This is a genomic window from Pseudonocardia sp. EV170527-09, from assembly GCF_008369905.1.
Classification (GTDB): domain Bacteria; phylum Actinomycetota; class Actinomycetes; order Mycobacteriales; family Pseudonocardiaceae; genus Pseudonocardia.
This window is the reverse complement of the sequence record NZ_VRMC01000059.1, coordinates 20,621-37,125: the sequence shown is the minus strand read 5'-3', so window position 1 is coordinate 37,125 and position 16,505 is coordinate 20,621. Positions and strand designations below refer to the sequence as shown.

15 protein-coding genes and 2 pseudogenes are annotated in these 16,505 nt (G+C 73.6%); 13 read left to right on the top strand and 4 right to left on the bottom strand.

Features of this window, described 5'->3' with window-relative positions; all coding sequences use genetic code 11:
* Window positions 1–103: 103 nt before the first annotated feature.
* Together FVA95_RS18400 and FVA95_RS18395 are read right to left on the bottom strand one after the other, a co-directional pair.
* Window positions 104–1,618, bottom strand: a complete 1,515-nt coding sequence (locus FVA95_RS18400) for an MFS transporter (RefSeq protein WP_149665300.1) — start codon at window positions 1,616–1,618, stop codon at window positions 104–106.
* Window positions 1,619–1,712: 94 nt separating this feature from the next.
* The gene (locus tag FVA95_RS18395; RefSeq protein WP_149665299.1) at window positions 1,713–2,135 is read right to left on the bottom strand and encodes a PPOX class F420-dependent oxidoreductase; all 423 of its coding nucleotides are present in this window, start codon (window positions 2,133–2,135) and stop codon (window positions 1,713–1,715) included.
* A 27-nt stretch (window positions 2,136–2,162) separates the two neighbouring features.
* On the opposite strand from FVA95_RS18395, the pseudogene FVA95_RS33945 reads away from it, so the two are divergent.
* The 11 genes and pseudogenes from FVA95_RS33945 to dapA form a co-directional block, all read left to right on the top strand.
* Window positions 2,163–2,618: pseudogene (locus tag FVA95_RS33945) on the top strand (MFS transporter); the annotation flags it as partial.
* 64 nt (window positions 2,619–2,682) lie between these two features.
* The gene (locus FVA95_RS33035) at window positions 2,683–3,396 is read left to right on the top strand and encodes an MFS transporter (protein WP_240051575.1); all 714 of its coding nucleotides are present in this window, start codon (window positions 2,683–2,685) and stop codon (window positions 3,394–3,396) included.
* Window positions 3,397–3,431: 35 nt separating this feature from the next.
* Window positions 3,432–3,968, top strand: a complete 537-nt coding sequence (locus FVA95_RS18385; protein WP_149665298.1) for a hypothetical protein — start codon at window positions 3,432–3,434, stop codon at window positions 3,966–3,968.
* 45 nt (window positions 3,969–4,013) lie between these two features.
* Entirely contained in the window at window positions 4,014–5,357 is a 1,344-nt protein-coding gene (locus FVA95_RS18380) for an acetamidase/formamidase family protein (protein WP_149665297.1), read from the top strand.
* A 55-nt stretch (window positions 5,358–5,412) separates the two neighbouring features.
* Window positions 5,413–8,049, top strand: a complete 2,637-nt coding sequence (locus tag FVA95_RS18375; protein ID WP_149665296.1) for a valine--tRNA ligase — start codon at window positions 5,413–5,415, stop codon at window positions 8,047–8,049.
* 7 nt (window positions 8,050–8,056) lie between these two features.
* A complete protein-coding gene (locus FVA95_RS18370) occupies window positions 8,057–9,769 on the top strand; it encodes a folylpolyglutamate synthase/dihydrofolate synthase family protein (protein ID WP_149665295.1) in 1,713 nt (570 codons plus the stop codon).
* Window positions 9,766–10,185, top strand: coding sequence for a DUF4233 domain-containing protein (locus FVA95_RS18365; protein WP_308188004.1), 420 nt, complete (start codon window positions 9,766–9,768; stop codon window positions 10,183–10,185). Before FVA95_RS18370 ends, FVA95_RS18365 begins: the two co-directional genes overlap by 4 nt.
* A 35-nt stretch (window positions 10,186–10,220) precedes the next feature.
* A complete protein-coding gene (gene ndk, locus FVA95_RS18360) occupies window positions 10,221–10,631 on the top strand; it encodes a nucleoside-diphosphate kinase (RefSeq protein WP_149665294.1) in 411 nt (136 codons plus the stop codon).
* Complete coding sequence (locus tag FVA95_RS18355) at window positions 10,628–11,152, top strand: N-acetyltransferase (protein WP_149665293.1); 525 nt, start codon at window positions 10,628–10,630, stop codon at window positions 11,150–11,152. The genes ndk and FVA95_RS18355 overlap by 4 nt, the downstream gene beginning before the upstream one ends.
* Window positions 11,153–11,230: 78 nt before the next feature.
* Window positions 11,231–12,007, top strand: a complete 777-nt coding sequence (locus FVA95_RS18350) for a hypothetical protein (RefSeq protein ID WP_149665292.1) — start codon at window positions 11,231–11,233, stop codon at window positions 12,005–12,007.
* Window positions 12,008–12,085: 78 nt separating this feature from the next.
* Window positions 12,086–12,964 (top strand): 4-hydroxy-tetrahydrodipicolinate synthase, encoded by an 879-nt coding sequence (gene dapA, locus FVA95_RS18345; RefSeq protein ID WP_149665291.1) that lies wholly within the window; start codon window positions 12,086–12,088, stop codon window positions 12,962–12,964.
* Between the two features lie 68 nt (window positions 12,965–13,032).
* Here the strand turns inward: dapA and FVA95_RS18340 are convergent, their stop codons facing one another.
* Window positions 13,033–13,833 carry a MerR family transcriptional regulator gene (locus FVA95_RS18340; RefSeq protein ID WP_149665290.1) on the bottom strand — a complete coding sequence of 267 codons (801 nt, stop codon included), beginning with the start codon at window positions 13,831–13,833 and terminating at the stop codon, window positions 13,033–13,035.
* A 267-nt stretch (window positions 13,834–14,100) separates the two neighbouring features.
* On the opposite strand from FVA95_RS18340, the gene FVA95_RS18335 reads away from it, so the two are divergent.
* Window positions 14,101–14,979, top strand: a complete 879-nt coding sequence (locus FVA95_RS18335) for a ferredoxin reductase (RefSeq protein ID WP_240051574.1) — start codon at window positions 14,101–14,103, stop codon at window positions 14,977–14,979.
* Window positions 14,980–15,021: 42 nt separating this feature from the next.
* Window positions 15,022–16,204, top strand: a pseudogene (locus FVA95_RS18330) (fatty acid desaturase).
* Between the two features lie 73 nt (window positions 16,205–16,277).
* Here the strand turns inward: FVA95_RS18330 and FVA95_RS33940 are convergent.
* Entirely contained in the window at window positions 16,278–16,469 is a 192-nt protein-coding gene (locus tag FVA95_RS33940; protein ID WP_161992351.1) for a hypothetical protein, read from the bottom strand.
* Window positions 16,470–16,505 lie beyond the last annotated feature (36 nt).

Sequence of the window (16,505 nt, the reverse complement as noted above, 5' to 3'; positions counted from 1 at the left end):
GACCGGCGCCTCCCTCTGGACGACCACGCTCCGCCGGACCTGACGGTCCCCGCCGCCGCGTCCCCGGCCGGTCGGCCACGGGGTGTGGTTGCGGGGCGGCGGGTCACGCCGGAGGGACGGCGTCCGGGTCCGTGGGCCGCCGGTCCGCGACGGCGGGTGCGGGGACGGTGGTCGTCGCGGCCAGGACGGCCGGGGCCGTCGGGACCGCGACGGGCGTGGCCGGGGCCCCGGCCGTGCGGTCACCGGTGTCGCAGGTGGTGTCCGGGTCCGTGGCCGGCGCGGCGGAGTAGGCGGCGGAGAGCCGCCGGTAGGGGCGGCTCGCCAGGGCGGCGAGGGTCAGGACCACACCGAGGGCGCCGCAGACGACGAACACCAGGGCGATCGCACGCGCGGTGCCGGTGCCGAACCACGACCCGATCGCGGCCGCACCGGCGCCGCCGTCGCTCATGAACGGCACGACCACCAGCTCGGTGAACGGCGCCAGCAGGAACGCGGTCAGCGGCGACGCGGCCTGCTCCACGCTCTGCGCGAACCCGAAGACCCGGCCCTGTCGCCCGTAGGGCACGACCCGCTGCAGCACGGTCTGCTCGGCGGCCTCGGCGAACGGCATGAGCAGCATGAACACCGCCATGCCCAGTGCCAGCAGGACGATCGAGGCGTGCAGGGGGAACAGCATCGTCGCGGCCCACAGCACGGTGTTGACCAGCAGCAGGGTCCGGACGGGGCGGCTGCCCAGCCCGATCCGGGCGACGAGCAGCCCGCCGACGATCACCCCGGCGGACAGCACGCCCCACAGCAGCCCCCAGGCCGCGACCGACATCATGGACAGGCCGTAGGGGTCCATCAGCGCCATGAACGCCCCGCCGAGCAGGTTGTTCACGCAGGAGAACGCGATCAATGCGGGCAGCCCCGGCACGCTCGCGACGAGCCGGACGGTGCCGCGCAGGTCGAGCCCGCCCCGCTCGTCGACGGTCACGGCGACGGCCGGACCGGCCGGTGCGGGGACGGCCGGGATCCGGACCCGGGCCAGGTGCAGCAGCGACACGACGAGCACGACGAGCGCGGCGACGAGCACCGTGCGCATCCCGTCGACCGCGACGAGCAGCCCGGACGCGACCGAGGTGACCAGGAAGGACACCCCGGTCGCGGTGCCGACCAGCCCGTTGGCACGGTCCCGGACCGGCGCCGGGACGAGCAGGGTGACCAGCGTCGGCAGCGCGATGGTGCGCAGGTTCCCGGCGATCACCCCCAGCATCAGCGCGACGACCAGCGTCCACAGCAGTGGGCTCGTGGGATCGCGGAAGGCGTCGGCGGGCGCGAGCAGGAGCAGCGCCAGGCACAGCGCGTAGACCACGGCCGACACCGCCGCCGAGACCTGCATGACCGCGCGCGTGCCGAACCGGTCGACGACCCCGCCGAACGGGATGCCGGTCAGCGCCGTCGCCACCAGGAAGACCCCCGCGATGATGCCGGTCGCCGCGACCGACCCCGTCTCCAGGAACACCCAGAACGTCACGGCGAACCACACCGTGAAGTTCACGACCGACACCACCAGGGTGCTCACCAGCAGGTGTGCGAACACCCGCTGGGCGCCGTGCCGGAGGTCGAGCTGCGCCATGGTCCACCGTCCTCTCCGTGGGATGGACCGGCGGCGTCATCGGAACTCATCGCCGCCGCGACGGTGGACGGTGAACCGGGCTTCAGGTCAAGGATCAGGCCGTCATGTCGAGGTGGGCGATCACCTTCGACGGGCGGATCCGGACGACGAGCTCACCGGGGACGCCGTTGCGCTGCCCGAACTCCTCGGCCCGGTCGGCACCCATGTAGCGGGCACCGAGCGCGGTCGCCGTGCGCAGCAGCTCGTCGGGGTCCTTGCTGGTCTCGGCGATGCCCTGCACCTGCACGAACGCGTACGGCGGCTCGGGCAGGTCGGCGGTGAGCGCGACACGTGGGTCACGGACGATGGCCTTGCCCTTCGCGGTCTCGGTGCCGGTGTTGAAGACGATCGCGTCGTCCTCGACGAGGAACCAGACCGGCGCGACGAGCGGACGCCCGTCCTTCGCCGTCCAGCCGAGCATCCCTGTGCGGGTGCCGTGGGTGAGGAACTCGACGACCTCGGGGGTCAGAACGGTCATGCGGGCGAGCCTAGGCCCGGAAACCGGATGACGGTGGCGTCGTCACCGTGCCGGGGTGCGGGCATGGCGAGCACGACGACAGCCGGTGTCCACCGCCGCCCCGTACCGCGGGTGGTCACGGTCCTCGCGCTCTGCGTGTTCGTCCTCGGGACCAGTGAGTTCGTCCTCACCGGCCTGTTGTCCGAGGTGGCCGCGGACCTCGGCGTCGACATCCCCGCAGCCGGCTACCTGATCTCCGGGTTCGCGGTCGGGATGGTCGTCGGGGCCCCGGCCGCGGCAGTGGCGACGCTGCGGCTGCCCCGGCGCACGACGCTCGTCGCGATGCTGCTCGCCGTGGCCGTGCTGCACGTCGTGGGGGCGCTGTGCACCGACTACCCCCTGCTCATGGCGGTCCGGGTGCTGACGGCGGTGGCCACCGGCGGGTTCTGGGCGGTCGCGGCGGTGGTGACCGTGTCCTCGGCCGGGCCCGGTGACCGCGCGCGGGCGCTGTCCCGGCTACTGGCGGGGGTGACGGTGTCGAACGTCGTCGGCATCCCCGCTGGGCACCGTGCTCGGTCAGCAGTTCGGCTGGCGCGCGACGTTCTGGGCGATCGCGGTGCTGGCCCTGCTCGGGGTGGCCGGGGTGGGGGCGCTGGTCCCGCGCGGCGGGGGCGGGGAGCCGCCGCGACGGCTGTCCGCCGAGCTCGTTACCTTCCGCAGGCTCCGGCTGTGGGTCGCGCTGGGCACGACCGCGCTCTACCAGGCGGGCATGATCGCGTTGCTCGCCTACCTCGCGGCGCTGCTCGTGTTCGTGGCCGGGCTCGCCCCGGGGTGGGTGCCCGTCGTGCAGTTCGGCGCCGGGCTGGGCTCGATCGGGGGGATCCTGCTCGGGGGTCGCCTGGCCGACCGTCATCCGTGGCCGACGCTGTTCGGGGCGCTGTGCGGTGCCGCGACCCTGCTCGCACTGCTGGGGACCACGGCGACGCTGCCCGGAGCGGCACCGGCGATCGCGGTCGGGCTGGGGTTCGTCGCCTTCGTCGCGGCGGCCCCGCTCAACGCCCGGGTCTTCGCGCTGGCCGGGGCGGCGCCGACGCTGGCGAGCGCGACCAACACCTCGGCGTTCAACGTCGGCAACGCGCTCGGCCCGGCGCTGGGCGGGCTCGCCATCGCCGGGGGCCTCGGACTGACCGCCCCGCCGCTGGTCGGCGCGGCGCTGGTGGCCGGCGCGGTCGTCCTGGCCCTGGTCTCGGTGCGGCTGGACCGCCGCCACGGTGCGCCGTGATGCCGTCCGCGCCCGGGGCGGGCAGGCTCCGGGGTGTGGACGACGAGACGTCGCGGTACCCGGCCGTCGGAACCCTGCTCGGCGGCCAGGTCGACGGCGTCACCTGCGGTCCGTCGGTGCTGGTCGTGACCGCGGCGCTGACCGGCTCGGGGTGGCCCGGCGCGGTGGCGGGCCGGTTCGCCACCGCGCAGCGGACCGCGCACCGCCAGGCCAACCGGCTCTGGCCGCGTGCGCTGGGGACGACGCCGTGGGGGATGCGGGCGTGGCTGCGCCGGCACGCGCCCGCCGCCGGACCGTTCCGGATCCGCCCGGCGACCCGCGACGCGCTCGCCGCGGTACCCGCCGCCGTCGGCCCGGTCCCGCTGCTGGTCGGGTCCCGGTGGCTGCCGCGGCACTGGGTGCTGGTCCTGGGCATCGATGACGACGGCCGGTGGCGCGTCTACGAGCCCGGCTCCGGCCGGGTGCGGGCCCTCGATCCCGGCCTGCTCCGCCGGGGGGACCCGACGGCCGTCGCGGCGGTGCTGGGATGGCCGCGGCCCTGGTGCCTGCTGCTGCCCACGGGCCGGGCGTAAACGAGCGGTGATCCGGACGTAACGGACGCGGGTGAGGGTGAGGACATGGCTCCCCCCGATCCCCGCCCGCTGCTCGCCGCGCTCGGCCGGCGCGACTTCCTCCGTGCGGCCGCGGCCGTGACCGCCGCCGGAGGACTGGTCGGCTGCAGTGCCTCCGTGACCCCCGCCCCGGTGGCGGCGACCCTGCCGGACGGGCCGCTGCAGCCCGGCGTGGGCGACATCCCCGGCGACCACTACCTCGGGTCCGACCCGGCGGACGTGCGCTGGGGCTACGTCCCGGCGATCGGGGCCGCCCCGGTGCTCACGATGCGGTCGGGGCAGACGGTCACCATCGACACCGTCTCCCACGAGGGCATCCTGGAGGACCAGGGGCGGGACCCGGTCGCCTGGTTCGGGCGCCACGGGGTCCCGGCCGACGGCGTGCTGTCCGACGCCGTCGCGGTCGCCAGGGACTACCGCCGCACCCCCCGCGACTTCGACGCCGACGGCCCGCACGTCATCACCGGCCCGGTGTTCGTCGAGGGCGCGCGCCCCGGCGACGTCCTCAAGGTCGAGACCCTGTCCGCGGTGCCCCGGGTGCCCTACGGCGTGGTTTCCAGCAGGCACGGGAAGGGGGCGCTCGGCCGCACCGCGTCCGGCGCGCCGCCCGCCGGGATCACCCTCGACGAGGTGATGCCGCCACCGGCCGCCGACGGGCGTGCCACCGGCGACCCCGAGCGCTACGGCAACGTCTCGGTCTTCACCGCCGTCCGCGACGGCGCGGACGGCCCGGAGGCCTACCTGCCCTTCGGCGAGGGCCGGGAGGTGTCGTTCGGGCTGCGCCCGTTCATGGGCACCATGGGGGTGGCCCACGCCGCGGCGGACGCCGAGAACGCCCCGGAGCTGAACTCGATCCCGCCGACCCTGGGCGGCGGCAACATCGACATCCGGCTGCTTGGCCCGGACTCGGCGTTCTACCTGCCGGTCCGCGCGGAGGGAGCGCTGTTCCACGTCGGCGATCCGCACCTGGCGATGGGCGACGGGGAGGTCGCGCTGACCGCGCTGGAGGGCTCACTGCGTGCCACGTTCCGGCTCACCGTCTGCCGGCCGGGGGAGGGCACGGCTCCCTCGGTGGCCTTCGGCTACCCGTTCGGCGAGACCCCGGACGCCTGGGTGCCCATCGGGCTCTCCGACCCGGACGGGAGCATCGGCGGCCAGGGGACCGACCTCGACGTCGCGATGCGCCGGGCCGTGGTCAACGCACTCGACTTCCTGCAGGACGACCGGGGCATGGACCGGGCGACGGCGTACGCCTACCTCTCCGCGGCCGCCGACTTCGCGGTCTCGCAGGTGGTGGACCGGACGGTCGGGGTGCACGGGGTCATCCCCAAGGCACACTTCCGGTCCTGAGCGCGGCGGTCCGGGGGCCGGGAACCGGGTCGCCGTCGACTCGTAGACTTGACATGTGACCGAGACCCTGCCAGCGCGTACCGCCGACCTGCCCGCCAAGTGGACCCCGGGCGAGGTAGAGGGCGACATGTACCGCCGCTGGGTCGACGCCGGATACTTCCGGGCCGACCCGTCGTCGGACGCCGACCCGTTCTGCATCGTCATCCCGCCGCCGAACGTCACCGGCAGCCTGCACCTGGGCCACGCGATGGACCACACGCTCATCGACGTCCTGACCCGGCGCGCCCGGATGCAGGGGCGCGACGCGCTGTGGCTGCCCGGGATGGACCACGCCGGGATCGCGACCCAGTCGGTCGTCGAGCGCCGGATGGCCGCCGCGGGGGAGCCGGACCGGCACGCGATCGGCCGTGCGGCGTTCGTCGAGAAGGTCTGGCAGTGGAAGGCCGAGTCCGGCGGCTCGATTCTCGGGCAGATGGAGCGCCTGGGCGACGGAGTCGACTGGTCCCGCGAGCGCTTCACCCTCGACGAGGGACTGTCCCGCGCGGTCGCCACCGTCTTCAAGAAGATGTTCGACGACGGGCTGATCTACCGGGCCGAGCGCCTGGTTAACTGGTCCCCGGCGCTGCGCTCGGCGATCTCCGACATCGAGGTCGACCACATCGAGACCGAGGGCGAGCTCGTCTCGATGCGCTACGGCGACGGCGACGCCTCGGTCGTCGTCGCGACCACCCGGATCGAGACGATGCTGGGTGACACCGCGGTCGCCGTCCACCCCGACGACGAGCGCTACCGGCACCTGGTCGGCACCGAGATCGAGATGCCGATCACCGGGCGGATGATCCCGGTCGTCGCCGACGACTACGTCGACCCGGAGTTCGGCTCCGGCGCCGTCAAGATCACCCCGGCGCACGACCCGAACGACTTCGAGGTCGGCCGTCGCCACGACCTGCCGATGCCGACGATCATGGACGAGACCGGCACCATCGCCGGGACCGGCACCCGCTTCGACGGCATGGACCGGTTCGAGGCGCGCACCGCGATCCGCGAGGAGCTGCGGGCGCAGGGGCGCATCGTCGCCGAGAAGCGGCCGTACCTGCACTCGGTCGGGCACTGCTCGCGCACCGGTGTCCCGATCGAGCCGCGGCTGAGCCTGCAGTGGTTCGTCAAGGTCGAGCCGCTCGCCCGCTCGGCGGGGGACGCCGTCCGCTCCGGCGAGACCGTCCTGCACCCGAAGGAGCAGGCCAAGCGGTACTTCGACTGGGTCGACAACATGCACGACTGGACGATCAGCCGGCAGCTGTGGTGGGGACACCGCATCCCGGTCTGGTACGGCCCGGCGGGCGAGGTGGTCTGCGTCGGACCGGACGAGCAGCCGCCGTCCGGCGAGGGCTGGCGCCAGGACCCCGACGTCCTCGACACCTGGTTCTCCTCGGGGCTGTGGCCGTTCTCCACGCTCGGCTGGCCGGACGAGACCCCGGACCTGGCGAAGTACTACCCGAACTCGGTCCTGGTCACCGGCTACGACATCCTGTTCTTCTGGGTCGTCCGGATGATGATGTTCGGCACCTACGTGATGGGGAAGGCCCCGTTCCGCGACGTCTATCTGCACGGGCTCATCCGCGACGAGCACGGCAAGAAGATGTCGAAGTCCAAGGGCAACGTCATCGACCCGCTCGCGCTGATCGACACCTACGGCGCGGACGCGCTGCGCTTCACCATCGCCCGCGGCTCCAACCCGGGCACCGACATGTCGCTGTCGGAGGAGTGGGTCGCCGGGTCCCGGAACTTCACGACCAAGCTCTGGAACATCACCCGGTTCGCCCTGTCCAAGGGGGCCGACCCGGCCCTGCCGCTGCCCGCCGAGGCCGACCGCACCGACGCCGACCGCTGGATCCTGGGCCGCCTGGCCGAGGTCCGCGCGCAGACCGACGAGCTGCTCGACGGCTACCAGTTCGCGAAGGCGACCGAGGGGCTCTACCACTTCGCATGGGACGAGCTGGCCGACTGGTACGTCGAGCTGTGCAAGACCCAGCTCGACGACCCGGCCACCGAGCCGGGCACCCGGGCGATCCTCGGGCACGTCCTCGACGCGCTGCTGCGGATGCTGCACCCGATCGCGCCGTTCGTCACCGAGGCGCTGTGGATCGCGCTGACCGGCGGCGAGACCGTCGTGACCGCGGCCTGGCCGACGGCAGGGGACACCGGCGCGCCGGTCGACGCGGCCGCCACCGCCCGGGTCACCGACGCCCAGAAGGTCATCACCGAGGTCCGCCGGTTCCGCACCGAGCAGGGGCTGCCCGACCGCAGGGCCGTCGCCGCCCGCCTGACCGGTCTCGGCGACGCCGGGCTGGCCGCGCACGAGCGCGCGCTGCGCTTCCTCACCCGCCTCGACCCGGCCGGAGACGGCTTCTCCACCACCGCGAGCCTGGAGGTCGCCACCTCGGGCGGCCCGGTCACCGTCGAACTGGACACCTCGGGGGCGATCGACGTCGTCGCCGAGCGGGCCCGGCTCGGCCGCGACCTCGCCGCCGCGGAGAAGGAGCGCGACCAGGCGGACAAGAAGCTGGGCAACCCGAAGTTCACCGAGAAGGCGCCGGCCGAGGTCGTCGACGGGATCCGTGCCCGGCACGCGACCGCCGTCGCCGACATCGACCGCATCACCGCGCGGCTCGCCGCGCTCCCGGAGGCCTGATCCCGCCGTGGCGAGGGAGAACGACGACTACGGTCACGACCTCGGGAACGACTTCACCGAGGAGGACTCGCCGACCTACGGCGGGGACCGGTGGGCCGAGGGCGGCTTCGGCCGCGACACCGAGGACGACCGCGACCCGGACGACGACACCGACCGGGCCGCCGACCCGGACGACGACGCGAACGACGGGGACGAGGCCGACGACGGGACCGACCCCGCCGACGGCGAGGACCGGTCGGACATCGCCGCGCAGGGCGGGGACGACCGTGACGCCCCGGCGGCGGACGCGCAGGAGGCGGTGATCGCGGCCGTCCTCGACGAGATCCGCGGCAGCGGGGACCCCGACGTCGTCCCGGCCCAGTCCACCGTCGCCGGCTACGCCGAGTTCCTCGCCGTCGACGCGGCGCTCGACCGGCGCTGGCCCGAGTCGGTGATGGAGCCGTCGCTGGAGCGGATGCAGGCCCTGTGCGACGCCCTCGGCGACCCGCAGCGCGGCTACCCGATCGTGCATCTGACCGGCACCAACGGCAAGACCTCCACCTCCCGGATGGTCGACGCGCTGCTCACCGAGATCGGGCTGCGGACCGGGCGCTACACCAGCCCGCACCTGCAGCGCGCCACCGAGCGGATCAACCTCGACAACCGGCCGGTCACCCCCGAGCGCTACGTCGCCGCCTACCGCGAGGTGGAGCCGCTGGTCGAGCTCGTCGACGCCAAGCGCGGCGACGCGCCCGCGCTCAGCAAGTTCGAGGTGCTCACCGGGATGGCCTTCGCCGCCTTCTCCGACGCCCCGGTCGAGGCCGCGGTGATCGAGGTCGGGCTCGGCGGGCGGTGGGACGCCACCAACATCGCCGACGCGCACGTCGCCGTCGTCCTGCCGGTGGGGCTCGACCACGCCGAGTACCTCGGCGACGACATCACCGACATCGCCCGCGAGAAGGCCGGGATCATCAAGGAGGGCTCGGTCGCCGTCCTGGCCGCGCAGGACCGGAAGGTCGCCGAGATCCTGCTGGAGCGCTGCGCCGAGGTCGGCGCGCAGGTCGCGCGGGAGGGCGCCGAGTTCGGCGTGGTGGAGCGGGAGGTCGCCGTCGGCGGGCAGCGTCTGGAGCTGCAGGGACTGTCCGGCCGCTACGACGAGATCTTCCTGCCCCTGCACGGTGAGCACCAGGCGTCGAACGCGGCGGTCGCGCTGGCCGCGGCCGAGGCGCTCGTCGGCGCCGGGACCGCGCAGCCTCTCGATCCCGACGCGGTCCGCGCCGCGTTCGCCTCGGTCCGCTCGCCCGGGCGGCTCGAACCCGTCGAGGGCGGGCCGGACCGGCCGACCGTGCTGCTCGACGCCGCGCACAACCCGGCCGGGGCGCAGGCGCTGGCCGGCGCGCTCGGCACCGAGTTCCGCTTCACCCGGCTGGTCGGCGTGATCGGGGTGCTGGAGGGCAAGGACGCCCGCGGCATCCTGGAGGGGCTGCAGCCCGCGCTGCACGAGGTCGTCGTCACCACCAACTCCTCGCCGCGCGCGATGGACCCCGACACGCTCGGCGCGCTCGCGGCCGAGGTGTTCGGCTCCGAGCGGGTCAGCGTCGAGCCGTCGCTGGCCGAGGCCGTCGAGCAGGCGCGGGAGATCGCCGAGGAGGCGGGCGGGTCCGGGGTCGGCGTCGTCGTCACCGGGTCGGTCGTCACCGTCGGCGAGGCGCGGGCACTGTTCGGGAAGGAGCCGGAGTGAGCGACGTCCCGGGCGTGCCCGAGGGTGTGCGGCCGCCGCCCACCGACCCGATGAAGGGCGCCCGCGGGGTGTTCGCCGCGACGCTGATCCTGGAGGCGATCGTCGTCCTCCTGGCGCTGCTGGTGCTCCCGCGCTTCGGCACCGGATCGACCGCGCTCGGCTTCGGCGTGGTGGCGGGCATCGCCGTCGCGATGATCCTGGCGTCGGGGGTGCAGCGACGGCCGTGGGGTCTCACCGCCGCGCTGGTGCTGCAGGCGGCCCTGCTCGTCGCGGCGCTGGTGTTCCTGCCGTCGCTGGTGGTGATCGCGGCCGTGTTCATCGTCGTCTGGGCGGTGTTGGTGTGGATGCGGCGCGAGGTGGCCCGGCGGATGGCGGCGGGGACGTTGCCGTCGCAGCAGGCGAGTGACGGTGGGTGACGGGCCCCGGTCGGGTCGTCGCTACCCTGTCGAGCGTGACTGAACGCACTCTCGTCCTGGTCAAGCCCGACGGCGTCGCGCGCAAGCTCGTCGGCGAGGTCGTCTCGCGCATCGAGCGCAAGGGCCTCGATCTGGTCGCCCTCGACCTGCGCACGGTGGACCGTGAGCTGGCCGCCCAGCACTACGCCGAGCACGACGGCAAGCCCTTCTTCTCCGAGCTGCTGTCGTTCATCACCTCCGGCCCGGTCCTGGCCGCGGTCGTCGAGGGCCCCCGCGCCATCGCCGCCTGGCGGCAGATCGCCGGCGGCACCGACCCGGTGGAGAAGGCCACCCCCGGCAGCATCCGCGGCGACCTCGCCCTGGAGACCGGTTCCAACCTCGTGCACGGCTCGGACTCCCCGGAGTCGGCCGCCCGGGAGATCAAGCTCTGGTTCCCGAACCTGTGACCACAGGCGTCCCGGCCGTCCGCCGGGTCGTCGAGCCCCACCCCGGCGCCGCCGCCGCGCTCGGTGATCTCTGGATCGCCGTGACCGAGGCCGGCGGCGCCGTGGACTTCGTGCCCGGCGCCGCCCCGGACGAGATCCGCGCACTGGCGGTGCAGACCGTCGACGCCGTCCGCTCCGGTGCCTCCCGGATGTTCGTGCTGGGGGAGGAGACCGCCCCGATGGGCACGGTCCTCCTGGTCCCGAACACCGGCATCGCCGCGCACCGCGCCGACGTGCAACGCCTCATGGTCCGCCCGGACCTGCAGGGACGTGGTCTCGGCACGGTCCTGCTCGGAGCGGCCGTCGCCCACGCCCGTGAGACGGGCCTGGCGATGCTGACCCTCGGCGCCCGCGGCGGCACCCCGCTGCCCGCGTTCTACGCCGCACGCGGCTTCGTCGAGTACGGCAGGCTGCCGAACGGGGTGCGGCTCTCCCCGGAGGACGCGCGTGACGTGCACCTGTTCTTCCTCCCGCTCGCCTGACCCCCGGCCCGCGGGAGTGATCGATTCCCCCCGACAGCCGGATGGCAGAGGCCCCCGCCGCGGTCCACCATGTGGGTCATGACCGTGCTGACCCCCCGCCCGACGACCGCGGATCTGGTCCGTGGGGTGGTCGTGGCGGTCCTGGCGATCCTGCAGGTGCTCGTGTCGGCGTTCGGGGGGTCGGCGATCGGCGCCGTCGCGCGCGACTACGACACCCCACTGCTGGCCGCGGGCTGGGCGTTCGCCATCTGGGGTCCGATCTACCTGGGCGTGCTGGTCTACGCCGGCTACGCCCTGCTGCCCGGCCAGCGCGGCCGCGAGGTGCACCGCCGCATCGGCTGGTGGGTCGCGGCGACCGCGGTGCTCAACCCGCTGTGGATCGCGGCCTTCTCGAACCGGTGGGTGGTCACCGCCGAGGTGCTGCTGGTCCTGCTCGTCGTCGCGCTCGGCGTCGTGTACGGGCGACTGTCCCGCAGCGTCGCCGACGGGTGGCCGGAACGGCTGACGACGCGGCTGCCGCTGGCGATCTACCTCGGCTGGTCCTCGGCCGCGCTGGTGCTGGGCCTGATGGCGGCCGGCGTCGCGGTCGGGCTGCCTTCGGACGGGGTGCTCCCGCAGGTCGCGGCGATCCTGCTGCTGGTGCTCCTCACCGCGGTCGTGCTGTCGGTCGTCGGCTCCACCACCGGGTTCGCCGGCTTCGCCGGGGCGCTGTGCTGGGCACTGCTCGGCATCGTGGCAGGCGACCGGCCGATCGCCGTCACCGTCGTCGCGGCGGTCGCCGCGGGGATGATCGCGGTGCAGGCGGTGCGCCGGATCACGCGATCGGTCCAGCCCGCCCGGCTCGCCCTGGGCTGAGAGGAAAGCCGCACCGGGGTGCCGGTCCCGCTTGCTACGGTCGCACCGGCAGGAGCAGTGGTACCAGGGAGGCCCGTCTTGATCACCGGAAGCATCGTCGCGATCGTGACCCCGATGCACGACAGCGGCGAGGTCGACCACACGGCCCTCGGCGAGCTCGTCGAGCGGCAGATCGACGCGGGCACCGCCGCGATCGTCTCGGTCGGCACGACCGGTGAGTCGTCGACGCTGTCGGTGCTCGAGCACACCGAGGTCATGCGGCGCACCATCGAGGTCGCGAACGGCCGCGTCCCGGTCATCGCCGGCACCGGCGCGAACTCCACCGACGAGGCCATCCACCTGACCCGCGCCGCGCGGGCGGCGGGCGCCGACGGGGCGCTGCTGGTGACGCCGTACTACAACAAGCCTCCGCAGGAGGGCCTCTACCAGCACTTCAAGCGGGTGGCCGAGACCGTCGACATCCCGCAGTACCTCTACAACGTCCCGGGCCGCACGGCCTGCGACATGCTGCCCTCGACGGTGGCCCGGTTGGCGGAGATCCCGAACATCGTCGGCCTCAAGGAGGCCAAGGGCGACCTGGACCGGGTCCGTGAGCTCGTCGCGCTGGGCCTGGAGGACTTCGCGCTGTACTCCGGTGACGACGGCACCGCCCGCGCGTCGATGCTCGCCGGGTTCCACGGCGACATCTCGGTCACCGCGAACGTCGCCCCGGAGACGATGGCCCGCATGTGCAAGGCCGCCGTCGCCGGGGACGCCGAGACCGCCTCCGCGCTCGACGCCGATCTCGCGGGTCTGCACGCGGCGCTGTTCTCCGAGCCGAACCCCATCCCGGTGAAGTGGGCGCTGGCCGAGCTGGGGCTCATCCCCGGCGGGATCCGGCTGCCGCTGGTGCCGCTGGACGAGTGGCACCACGAGGACGTCCGCGCCGCGCTGCGGGCCGCGGGCCTGCTGTCCTGAGCCCCGGGCGCCCGGGGCGCTCCGGGCGCTCCGGGCGCCGCGTGGTCACCGGCCGGTCCCGCCGGTCCTCAGGAGTCGCCCGTCCCGCCGGTGTCCTCGGACGTCGCCGTCGTCGGCCCGGCGCTCGTGGTCTTCACGTTGCGCACGATGTCGCGGCCGAAGGTGACGTCGACCCGCTCGGCCACCGCCAGCTCCAGCACGGCGATCATCACCTCGCCGGAGATGCGGCGCATCCGCTCGATCGTCTCGTAGACGCGCGGCCACTGGTCGTCCGGGCGACCCTCGGCGTCGAAGGGCTGCCAGATCTCGCCGAGGAACAGGTCGACGTAGAGCTTCGCGACGGCGTCGGCGTGCTTGCGCAGCTGCTCCACGACGTCGAGTGAGCGGGTGATCGGGATGCCGAGCCCGGTCAGCTCGGCCGCGGCGTTCATCAGCCGCGGGCTGATCTCCTCGTAGGTGTCGTCGCCCAGCTCGCGCAGCAGGCCCATCTTGACCCCGCGCTTCGCGACGGCGACGTCGGTGCTCTCGTACCGCTCGGCGAGCTCGGCGAGCTGCACGATCTGCCGGTCCTCGGGCGCGAACAGCGCACGCACGGTCCGGATGAACTGCACCACCTGCTCGGTGGAGCCGCCGGTGGTGTCGAGCAGCTTCTTGATCGTGTCGAGCTTGACGCCCTCGTCCTGCAGGTCCTGGATCAGCTCCAGACGTGCCGCGTGACCGGGGCCGTAGTAGCCCGTCCGGGCCTTGACCTGCGGCGGAGGCAGCAGCCCCCGGGACTGGTAGGCGCGGATGTTGCGCACCGTGACACCGCTGGACCGCGCCAGCTCGTCGATCGTGCGCCAGTCCGCCGTCTCTGGCTCCTCGACCATGACACGGAGATTAACAGGCGAGCATGTGACACGGGAATAGAAGGGGGGCGGTTGCTATGTGACATCAGATGGTGCAGAGTTCATGTCATGTTCTGATCCGCTCCTGGCACGACCTCGCGGGGCCGGGGCCTGCTGGCCGCCGCGAGCGCTCTCACGACTCCGCTGCTGCCCGAGGACTTCCTGACCCTGGTCGACCCGCTCTGGTCGACGACGTCGCTGCGCGGCCGGGTCGTCGCCCGTCGCCGCGAGACCGGGCGGGCCGTCTCGGTGACCATCGAACCCGGATGGGCCTGGGCCGGGCACCGCGCCGGTCAGTACGTCGGCATCGGCGTCGACGTCGACGGTGTCCGGTTCACCCGAAGCTACTCGCTCACCTCCCCGGAGGGCGCCGAGCACCTCACGGTCACCGTGCAGGAGGTCGACGGCGGCGCCGTGTCGCCCACCCTGGTCCGCGACCTGCCGATCGGCACGATCGTCGAGCTGGAGCAGGCAGCCGGCGAGTTCACCCTGCCCGACCCGCTCCCGGAGAAGCTGCTGTTCGTCACGGCGGGCAGCGGCATCACGCCGGTGATGGGCATGCTCCGCACGCTCGACCGCGCCGGGACGATGCCCGACGTCGTGCTGGTGCACGGTGCCCGCACGCCGGAGGACACGATCTTCCGTGCCGAGCTGGCCGGGCTGGCCGCGCGGCACCCGTCGCTGCGGGTCGTGCTGCGCCACAGCGCCGTCTCCGGGCGGCTCGACCCCGCGACGATCGACACCGTCGTCGCCGACCGGGCAGACCGGACCGTGTACGCCTGCGGCCCCGACGGCCTGCTCGACGCCCTGGAAAGCGCCTGGGACGGCGTCGTGGCCGAGCGCTTCACCCCGCCCGCCCGGGCCACCGAGGGCACCGGCGGCACCGTCGACCTCGGCGGCGGCGACATCGTCGTCGAGCCGGGGCAGAGCCTCCTCGAGGCCGGGGAGGCGGCCGGGAGGCTCATGCCCAGCGGCTGCCGGATGGGCATCTGCTTCGGGTGCGTGCTGCCGCTGCGCGAGGGCAAGGTGCGCGACCTGCGCACCGGCGAGGCGCACGGCGAGCCCGGCGACCTCGTCCAGACCTGCATCAACTCCGCGTGCGGGCCCGCCCGCATCGATCTCCCCTGATCCTTCCGCCCTGATCTTCCGCTCCGACCGAAGGAGGTCCTCATGACCGCCGTCCTGGAGAACCCCGCGCACATCGAGCCCGGCCCGGAGGAGACCGGCCGCGAGCAGCACCCGCAGCGCCCGGTGCTGGAGCTCGTTCCCTCATCGCGTCGCGAGGACGTGCAGGCCACGACCGAGCTGACCGCCGAGCAGATCGAGGAGCTCGGCCGACGGCTCGACGCCATCCGCGACCGTGTCCTCGCCGAGCGCGGCGCGTCCGACGCCGAGTACATCCGTGACGTCATCCGCAAGCAGCGGGCGCTGGAGATCGGCGGCCGTGCGCTGCTGTTCGCCGGGGTCCTGCCGCCGGCCTGGATCGCCGGCACCGCCATGCTCTCGATCGCGAAGATCCTCGAGAACATGGAGATCGGGCACAACGTCATGCACGGCCAGTGGGACTGGATGCGTGACCCGAAGATCCACTCGTCGACCTGGGAGTGGGACAACGTCTCGTCCTCGGCGGAGTGGAAGCACTCGCACAACTACATGCACCACACCTACACCAACGTCGTCGGCAAGGACCGCGACGTGGGCTACGGGATCCTGCGCCTGTCCGAGGAGCAGCGGTGGACGCCGTACTACCTCGGGAACCCGCTCTACAACTTCCTGCTGAGCCTGTTCTTCGAGTACGGCGTCGCCCTGCACGACCTCGAGGTCGAGAAGGTCGTGGCGGGGCAGAAGCCGCTGAGCCGGGTGTGGGAGCAGGTCAAGTCGATCGGCCGCAAGACCGGGCGCCAGATCCTGAAGGACTACGTCGCGTTCCCGGCGCTGGCCGGGCCGTTCTTCCTGCCGGTGCTCGCGGGCAACGTGACCGCGAACCTGGTGCGCAACGTGTGGTCGCACGCGGTGATCTTCTGCGGGCACTTCCCTGACCGGCGCGGTGCAGTTCACCGAGGAGCAGCTCGAGGACGAGAGCCGCGGCGAGTGGTACGTCCGCCAGCTGCTGGGCTCGGCCAACCTCGACGGCGGCCGGTTCTTCCACCTGATGACCGGTCAGCTCAGCTTCCAGATCGAGCACCACCTGTTCCCCGACCTGCCCAGCAACCGCTACGCCGAGATCGCCCCCGAGGTCCGGGAGCTGTGCCGGGAGTACGGGCTGGAGTACACGACCGGGCCGCTGTGGAAGCAGTACATGCAGGTGCTCGGCACGATCAACCGGCTGGCCCTGCCGAACGGGAAGCGCTGACCGCGGCCGCGCTGCTCGTCCCGCGGCGGCGGGCCGGATCCCGGCCCGCCGCCGTCGTGGGCGCAGGGCCGCCCTACAGGTCCGGGACGACGTCGAGGAAGCCGTGCACCTGCGCGATCCGGCCGTCGCCGTCGGTCACGACGACGTCGAACCCGACCACCGGGGGCTCGGCACCCCACTCGGTGATCTCGACCTTCGGCGCACCGCACGACGTCACCCTCGCCGAGCTGGCCCTGGAGACCTTCCTGCCCGCGGACGACGCCACGCGCGCCGCCCTCACCACCCGCGCCGGCCGCTGAGC